General features: G+C 36.4%; 8 protein-coding genes. 2 read left to right on the top strand and 6 right to left on the bottom strand.

What is annotated here, in order from left to right:
- Positions 1-74: 74 nt before the first annotated feature.
- Genes nqrF through CSC80_RS19235 form a run of 6 tightly spaced genes read right to left on the bottom strand, consistent with a single transcriptional unit; the run spans position 75 to position 6210 of the window.
- Positions 75-1382 (bottom strand): NADH:ubiquinone reductase (Na(+)-transporting) subunit F, encoded by a 1308-nt coding sequence (gene nqrF, locus CSC80_RS19260; RefSeq protein WP_099193509.1) that lies wholly within the window; start codon positions 1380-1382, stop codon positions 75-77.
- A 2-nt stretch (positions 1383-1384) separates the two neighbouring features.
- Complete coding sequence (nqrE, locus tag CSC80_RS19255) at positions 1385-2149, bottom strand: NADH:ubiquinone reductase (Na(+)-transporting) subunit E (RefSeq protein WP_099193508.1); 765 nt, start codon at positions 2147-2149, stop codon at positions 1385-1387.
- 20 nt (positions 2150-2169) lie between these two features.
- Positions 2170-2817 (bottom strand): NADH:ubiquinone reductase (Na(+)-transporting) subunit D, encoded by a 648-nt coding sequence (locus CSC80_RS19250; protein WP_036156129.1) that lies wholly within the window; start codon positions 2815-2817, stop codon positions 2170-2172.
- 1 nt (position 2818) lies between these two features.
- On the bottom strand, positions 2819-3571 hold the full coding sequence (locus CSC80_RS19245; RefSeq protein WP_058106060.1) for a Na(+)-translocating NADH-quinone reductase subunit C: 753 nt from the start codon (positions 3569-3571) through the stop codon (positions 2819-2821).
- A gap of 2 nt (positions 3572-3573) precedes the next feature.
- Complete coding sequence (locus CSC80_RS19240; RefSeq protein ID WP_099193507.1) at positions 3574-4857, bottom strand: NADH:ubiquinone reductase (Na(+)-transporting) subunit B; 1284 nt, start codon at positions 4855-4857, stop codon at positions 3574-3576.
- Between the two features lie 3 nt (positions 4858-4860).
- Positions 4861-6210 (bottom strand): Na(+)-translocating NADH-quinone reductase subunit A, encoded by a 1350-nt coding sequence (locus CSC80_RS19235; protein WP_099193506.1) that lies wholly within the window; start codon positions 6208-6210, stop codon positions 4861-4863.
- A gap of 153 nt (positions 6211-6363) precedes the next feature.
- Between CSC80_RS19235 and CSC80_RS19230 the strand changes: the two genes are divergently transcribed.
- Positions 6364-7605, top strand: coding sequence for a DUF5103 domain-containing protein (locus tag CSC80_RS19230; protein ID WP_099193505.1), 1242 nt, complete (start codon positions 6364-6366; stop codon positions 7603-7605).
- Positions 7606-7631: 26 nt separating this feature from the next.
- On the top strand, positions 7632-8756 hold the full coding sequence (locus CSC80_RS19225) for a DUF3667 domain-containing protein (protein ID WP_099193504.1): 1125 nt from the start codon (positions 7632-7634) through the stop codon (positions 8754-8756).
- The last annotated feature ends 5 nt before the right edge of the window (positions 8757-8761 follow it).

The raw sequence follows: 8761 nt of genomic DNA, 5'->3' as shown, positions 1-8761 counted from the left end.
TATCTAAATAAAATTAAAAAAAAAACCGATACATTACATACCGGTTAATTCATTCTATTTCAACAACTTATAACTTATCCTCCAAAGTCATCAAAACGTATATGTTCATCTGGAATTCCGAAATCTTCACCCATTTTCTGAACAGCTTTGTTCATTAACGGTGGTCCACAGAAATAAAGTTCAATATCTTCTGGAGACTCATGAAGACTTAGGTAGTTATCAATTACACAATTGTGTATGAAACCTACGAAACCATCACCAGGTGCATCTATATTCTCTTTTACTTTCCAATTATCTTCTTCTAATGGTTCTGATAATGCCAAGTAGAATTTGAAATTTGGAAACTCTTCTTCCAACTTATAGAAATGATCCAAGTAGAAAAGTTCTCTTTTAGAACGACCACCGTACCAGTAAGTTACTTTTCTATCGGTTTTTAAAGTTTTAAATAAGTGATATAAATGAGAACGCATTGGCGCCATACCTGCACCACCACCTACGTACAACATTTCTGAATCTGATTCATTGATGAAGAATTCACCGTAAGGACCTGAAATTGTACACTCATCACCAGGCTTCAAGTTAAAGATATAAGATGACGCAACACCAGGGTTAACATCCATCCAACCGTTCTTAGCGCGATCCCATGGCGGAGTAGCAATACGTACGTTCAACATAATTTCTCTACCCTCAGCTGGGAAAGATGCCATTGAATAAGCTCTCTCAACCGTTTCCGGATTCTTCATCACCAAAGGCCAAAGGTTGAATTTATCCCACTCTGCTTGGAACTTATCTGGAGTTTCATGCTCTTCTGGGTGAGCAGTAATATCTATATCAGCATACTTAACCTCACACTCAGGAATCTCAATTTGAATATAACCACCAGCTTTATAGCCCATATCTTCTGGAATCTCAACTACAAATTCCTTAATAAAAGAAGCAACGTTATAATTACGAACCACTTTCGCAGGCCATTTCTTAATACCGAATACCTCTTCTGGGATGGTAATTTCCATGTCTTGCTTTACCTTAACCTGACAGGCCAAACGTGCACCATGGTTTAATTCTTTTTTAGAAAAGTGAGGAGTTTCAGTAGGTAAGGCCTCACCCCCACCAGAAAGAACGTGACATTCACATTGAATACATGTTCCACCACCACCACAGGCAGATGGTAAAAATACTTTTTGGTTACCTAAGGTAGATAATAAAGACCCACCTGATGCAACTTCAATTTTCTTCTCTCCATTTATAGTAATGGTCACAGGACCAGATGGAGAAAGTTTTTGTTTGGTAAACAGAAGCAATGCCACTAACACCATCAACAGTATTAGAAATGCGACAACAGTTATTAGTATTGTTCCGCCAGTACTTGCAGCTAAAATCATAATTATTTGTTTAGGTCGTTATAAGAAATCACTTTTTCGTCAATTTCTTCGTTCTTATCTACTACTACCTCTTCTTCAATTGGTGCAACCACTTCTGGCTGAGTTACTTGATTTACTTGTTCCGTTGCCTCTTCAGCATCATCACCGCCACCGGTCAACATACCACCGAAACTTTGAAAACCAATTCCCATTAAACCAGTAATGATAAATGTAATACCTAAACCTCTTAACGGTGCAGGAACATTACTATATCTAATTTTCTCACGAATGGCAGCAATTGCCAAAATAGCCAAGAACCATCCAATTCCAGAACTCACTCCGTAATTAAATGCCAAACCAAAAGTTTCTATCTCTCTTGCCTGCATGAATAAAGATCCACCCAAAATTGCACAGTTTACAGCAATCAACGGTAAAAATATACCCAATGAGTTATATAAGGAAGGTGAGAATTTCTCAACTACAATCTCCACCAATTGCACCATTGTTGCAATGGTTGCGATAAATAAGATAAACGATAAAAAGCTAAGATTGTAATCAGCATACTCAGGTCCTAACCAAACCAAGGCACCATCCTGTAGTAAATACTTATCCAATAACCAGTTCATTGGTACGGTAACCGCCAATACGAATATTACAGCAGCACCTAAACCAACAGCAGTAGCAACTTTTTTTGATACCGCCAAATAAGAACACATCCCCAAGAACACGGCAAATACCATGTTATCTATAAAGATGGACTTAAAAAATAATTCTACATGTTCTAACATAATTTCTACTTAAATGTCGTTTAATTTTCTTCTACAAGCGCAGGATTTCTTGAACGTTGTACCCAAATGATAATACCAACAACTATTAACGCTGCCGGTGGTATAATCATAAAACCATTATTCTCATAACCTGTAGCGTACAATCCCGTTTTTTCAATTGGATCACCTAAAACCGGAATACCAAACAATGTTCCCGAACCTAAAAGTTCTCTAAAGAACCCTACGATGATTAGAATAACACCGTAACCTAAAGAGTTACCAATACCATCTAAAAATGAACGCCAAGGACCGTTTGCCAATGCAAATGCCTCAAAACGTCCCATAATAATACAATTGGTAATAATAAGACCTACGAAAACCGCAAGGGTTTTACTTAGCTCATAAGCAAATGCCTTTAGCACTTGATCCACAATAATTACCAATGTAGCAACTACAATTAGTTGAACAATAATTCTAATTTTTGAAGGTATAATGTTTCTCATCAAAGAGATTACAACATTACCCGCACCCAATACGAACATTACAGAAATTGCCATCACCAAAGATGCTTTTAGTTCTGCCGTAATTGCCAATGCTGAACAGATACCTAACACCTGAATGGTAATAGGGTTGTTATCCGCTAAAGGATCTGTAATAAGATTTGTATCTTTTTTTGATAGTAGTGCCATATTACTTTGCTCTAATTGTTTCTAAATAAGGTTTATATAATTTGACAGTTTCGCTGATCATAGCAGAAACACCGTTACCGGTAATTGTAGCACCCGCCAAGGCATCTACTTCATTATCATCTTTTGTTTTATTCAATGGGTCATTATTACCCTTTGCTACGGATATACCAGCGTATTGAGTTCCATTAAGTATGGTCTCACCTTTAAAATCGTCCATGAAATAACGCATTTTAATGTTGGCACCTAAACCTGGCGTTTCACCTTTATGATCAAAATAAACACCCTGAACCGTCATAGTATCATCTAAAGCGATAAAGCCCCAAATGGCATCCCAAAGTCCTTTACCGTACATAGGAATGATGTAGAATTTCTTCCCATCTTTCTCACCAATAAAAACCGGCAACTTATAAGGTTCTCCCTTTTTAATGTTGGCCAATTGCTTTTTTAAATCAATCAAATAAGCTTCATTGTCCTCAGTGATTTTATCACCTTGAATTACCAATTGCTCTTTGATATAATTAGCAAACTCATCTTCAACCACATCTGTTGGAATAAAGTTAACGCTACCGGCATCATCACCATTTTCGTTAACACCCATTGCATATAGAATGTTCTGTTGTTTTTCAAAACGCTCATTCTCTTTGATATTTGGTCGCAATGCCGATGCCAAGAATGCAAGTATTGAACCAACTACCACAACCATAACAGCAGCAAAAACTACTGTATAAACGTTACTATCTGTTTTATTAGCCATAATTAAACTGTTTCAGCTTTAAGTTCTTCTGCCTTACCATCTGAATCTTTTGGATAGATAGTAGCATCTTTTAATCTTTTCATTCTATTCTTGATATTGCCCCTAACCACATAATGATCAATTGTAGGTGCAAATACGTTCATTAATAGGATAGCTAAGAACACACCTTCTGGGTATGCTGGGTTGAATACACGGATCATTACAGAAATAAACCCTATAAAGAACCCATAGTACCATTTGCCCTTATTTGTTTGAGAACCAGTTACAGGATCAGTTGCCATGTAAACAATACCAAAGGCAAGACCACCCACAATTAAATGTTTCCAGAAATCAAAACTCATTAAACCGTAGAACTTACTAGATTCTGCAACCCAACCAAATTCAACAACTTGATTGAATATTAAGCCCATAACCAATGAACCGATTACAGCACTTAGCATTATTCTCCAGCTAGCGATTTTTGTGAATATCAAAAACAAACCTCCTAGCAAAATCAGGAAAGCAGATGTTTCACCAACAGAACCTGGAATAAATCCGAAGAACATATCCGAAACAGAATAGGACATCTCTGCACCTTTGTTTTGCGCTAAAAATCCTAATATGGTCTCCCCAGAGTAAGCATCTACATTTGCAGCACCTGCCAGAATCTCTTCTGAACGCTCTCTAGCGCCGTAAACCCAAACTTTATCACCACTCATCCAAGTTGGATAAGCAAAGAATAAAAATGCTCTAATTGTTAAGGCAGGATTAAGAATATTCATTCCCGTTCCACCAAAAACCTCTTTACCGATCACAACACCGAAAACTACGGCTACCGCCAACATCCAAAGTGGTGTATCTACAGGAACAATTAATGGCACCAACATACCGGTAACCAAATAACCTTCTTCTACCTCATGACCTTTGATAACAGCAAAAATGAATTCCACTATTAGACCTACAGCATAAGAAACCACAACTAATGGCAAAACCTTAATAATACCGATCCAAAAATTATCCCAAGTAAGAAAATCGTTCATCAACGAAAATTCCTCAGGAAAACCATTGATAGCAGAATAATATTGATAACCCGCGTTGAACATTGAAAATATCAACACCGGTACCAACGCCATAATTACCGTGTTCATGGTACGCTTTAAATCATCTACCGCCTTCACATGTGTACCACCTGCATGGGTAGTCTCATCTGGCGAAAACAAAAAAGTATGAATGGCATTAAAGGCAGGAGCCATTTTCTTACCCTGATACTTCAGTTTAAGTTCGTGTAATTTGCTTTTTAAACTCATTTCTTATCCTATTTCTTTTTGCAATAAATCTAACCCCTCACGAATAATTTTCTGGTGCGGTTGTTTAGAAATACATATAAACTCAGTTAACGAAAAATCTTCAGGAGCCACTTCGTACAAACCTAATTGCTCCATTTCATCCAAATCTTTCACCATACATGCTTTTAAAAGCTGCATTGGAAAAATATCCATTGGAAATACTTTTTCATATTGCCCCGTTACCACGAAAGCCCTATGCTCCCCGTTGGTATTGGTATTTAAATCATATTTCTTGTTAGGCTGCATCCAAGAGAACGTCAATGCCCTAGTTGCGGAAACTTTATCAAAAACCGGCTTGTTCCATCCAAAGAACTCATAATCATCCCCTTCAGGAATAACCGATACCGTATTATTATAGTATCCCAAAAAGCCATCTGGCTTACTTTTAGAACCTGTAAGCACGTCTCCATTGACCACCCTAAAGTTTTCTTCATTTACACCACTTGCATAAAGAAATGTAGAGATTTCAGAACCTATTTTTGTTGAATAATACTTTGGTGCTTTTACTGAAGACCCAACAAGGGCTACGATACGCTCTGGATTATATATTCCCGTAAGCAAGTATTCACCTATAATAATAAGATCTTGTGGAGATACGGTCCAAACCAACTCCCCTTTATTGATAGGATCAACTTTATTGATCTGAGTACCCACCAACCCTGCAGGATGGGGACCAGATACATTATGCAATTCAACACCCTTCATAGATGATAGTGGTGAAGAACTTGAACCTACCGAAACATGAACTTTACCTGGCGTTAACTTACCAAGTGCAGTTATGGCAGTTTGCAATTCTTTCTCCTTACCCTGTAACACATAATTCAAATCTGCCTGTAACGGAGCACTTGAGTAACCGGAAATAAAAATAGCCTTAGGCGTAGTATCCGGATTTGCGATTACATCATAAGGTCTTTGTTTGATAAATGGCCAGCAGCCACTTTTCAACAACGTTGCTTTCAGCTCTTCTTTAGATGCATTTTCTACATCTATAGCAGCACCCGAAAGTACCTCTTGTGTTTTATCCGCTAATATCTTTAAGGTCAAAATACGTCTTCTATCCCCTCTTTCAATTTCGATGAGCTCACCACTTACCGGCGAAACAAAAACCATACTCTCTATGTTTTTGTTATAAAACAAAGGCTCGCCCGCTTTCACTTCGGCACCTTGTTTTACCATCATCTTAGGAATAATTCCGTGAAAATCACTTAACTGTATTGCGTAAACATTACTTAAAACAGCTTTTGAAGTAGTCTGTTCTGCGGCGCCCACCAGATTAATGTTGAGCCCTTTCTTAATTCGAATGTCTTTTGACATGTGCGTGTAGACCTTTAGGTTATCAAAATTTGAGCAAATTTAAGTACAAAAAGTTCGTTTTCATAATTATTGTCCCATAAATTAGACAATAGAACGAGCTATATTTTTTAGGCATCCTTTTTGTTTACCTTTACTCAAAAAAAACGGGGTACAATGCGCATTTTCTTCCAACACTTTATTTGTCTTTTATTTTTACAGAATTTGATCGCCCAAGTTCAAGTAGAGGTAAATCCGCCCGAAAATATTAAATCAATAGTTTTCAAAGGCCCCACTGAAGATCAATTTCCTGTTATTAAAATTGGAGAACCACTCTATTTGGAATTTGATGACATCCTTGCAAACGAACAAGATTATTATTACAAAATAGTACACTGCGATTACGATTGGACACCCTCTTCCCTTCTTAAGTCTCAATTCTTAGACGGAGTTGACAACCAGCGCATCACAGATTACGAGAATAGCTATAGTACCTTACAATCATACTCCAACTACCAATTAACCATACCCAATGACAATGTACGCTTAAAGGTTAGCGGCAATTATCTTCTTGAAGTATATAATAGTTATAACGAAATACAGTTTTCAAGAAGGTTTGTTGTATATAAAGATGTGGTAACCGTTGGTACCGAAATAAAACGATCACGGGACTTTAACTTTATTAACGAAAAACAAGTAGTTCAATTCAGTATAAATTCTGGATCCACCAGATTGATCAACCCTAAAAAAGAAGTAAAAGTTGCTATATTACAGAATCACTATTGGCCCACTATGATCACCGACATAGCCCCACAATACACCTTAGGAAGCGAGCTAGTATATAAATACGACCAAGAAACAGCTTTTTATGGCGGCAATGAATTTTTACTTTTTGATACTAGCGACCTTAGAGCTCCAAGTTCCCAGATCTCAAGTATTAACCTTACCGATTTGTACAACCACTATCTTTTCTCCGACGATTTCAGAAATGACAAACCCTACACTTACTTTCCGGATATCAATGGAGATTTTGTTGTTAGAACATTACAAGGTGATAATGCCTCTAGAGAAGCTGAATACACAAACGTCCATTTTAGTCTACCTTATACAGAATTCATTGCCTTAGATGATGTTTATGTTTTTGGAAAATTCAATAACTACGCCCTAACAGAAGAAAATAAAATGGTCTACAATGAAAAGAACGGAATGCTAGAGGCCACTTTAAAGATGAAACAAGGCTTTTACAACTACAAGTACGCTATAAAGAGTGACGATAAAATAAAACTAAACGAAGTTGGCGGTAATTTTCATTTTACCGAGAACACCTATTTGGTATTGGTATATTATAGAAATTTTGGAGATATGTACGATAGTATTATAGGTATAGGCTCTGCCAATTCTAGAAATATCACGAACTAACTGTATATTTACGTTTTTCATCATTTATGGAAAACAAACCAACCACCCAACCAAAAGGCAGATACGAATTAAAATACAGAGGTGTTGACTGCCTAAATTGCGGACACCCGTTAGAATTAAGTGACAAGTATTGCCCAAATTGTTCGCAGGCCAACAGCACTAAAAGGCTAACCATATTAGATTTCTTCGAAGAATTTCTAGCCAATTATGTATCGTACGACTCTAAGTTATGGCGAACCTTGGCAGCCCTTTTATTAAGACCTGGCAAAATCACTAAAGAATATATTTCAGGAAGGCGATTGTCTTACACAAACCCATTTAGGTTTTTACTAAGCCTGTCTATCATCTACTTTTTAATATTAAGCATCAATAGTGAATTTGAATCTTTCAATAAATTCGGTTCTGCCAACAAACGCCCCTTTATAGATTTAAATACGGAATTCAACAATTTGGAATTCGAAAATGAAGCGGAGAGAAAAATTGCACTGGCACAAATAGATTCATTAAAACTAAACAAGTACTTAAAAAACACCATAGACCAAAAAGACTCTATGGTTCTGGCAAATCCGAAATTATATTTTAATCAAATAGACACCAACGGTTTAACGGATAGATTTTTTAAAAAAATTGATTTTTTCAATACAACGATCAAACATGATACCATTTACTATTTTGATGAGAGTACAGAAAAGTTTGGCATAGCTAGCACTAGGGAAAACAAAATGGCCTTCAACCTTGCCAATAGTTTGGTGGAAATAGAAAAACGGCCAGGAACATTTTTAAATACCTTATTTTCCAAACTTCCATTTACAACATTTTTCTTTCTTCCGTTCTTCTCTTTCTTCATTTGGTTGGTCTATATCAGAAAAAAATACACTTATACCGATCATTTAATCTTTAGCTTTCACAATCAGTCATTATTATTTATCTTGCTCATTGTTAGCAATTTGCTCAATGCAGTGTTCAATTTTAGTAGTGAAGGATTATTTATTTTAATTTTCGCTTTCTACCTTTACAAAGCAATGCGCAATTTCTATCAGCAAGGAAGAGTTAAAACGGTTATAAAGTATTTTTTCCTAAACACGATATTTTTTATCTTAGGCATAATAGCTATAACCATATTAATAGCACAAAGCGTATTTACATATTAAATATG

Origin of the sequence: Maribacter sp. 6B07 (assembly GCF_002700155.1) — a bacterium.
GTDB classification, from domain to species: domain Bacteria; phylum Bacteroidota; class Bacteroidia; order Flavobacteriales; family Flavobacteriaceae; genus Maribacter; species Maribacter dokdonensis.
This window is presented reverse-complemented; position numbering and strand designations above follow the sequence as displayed.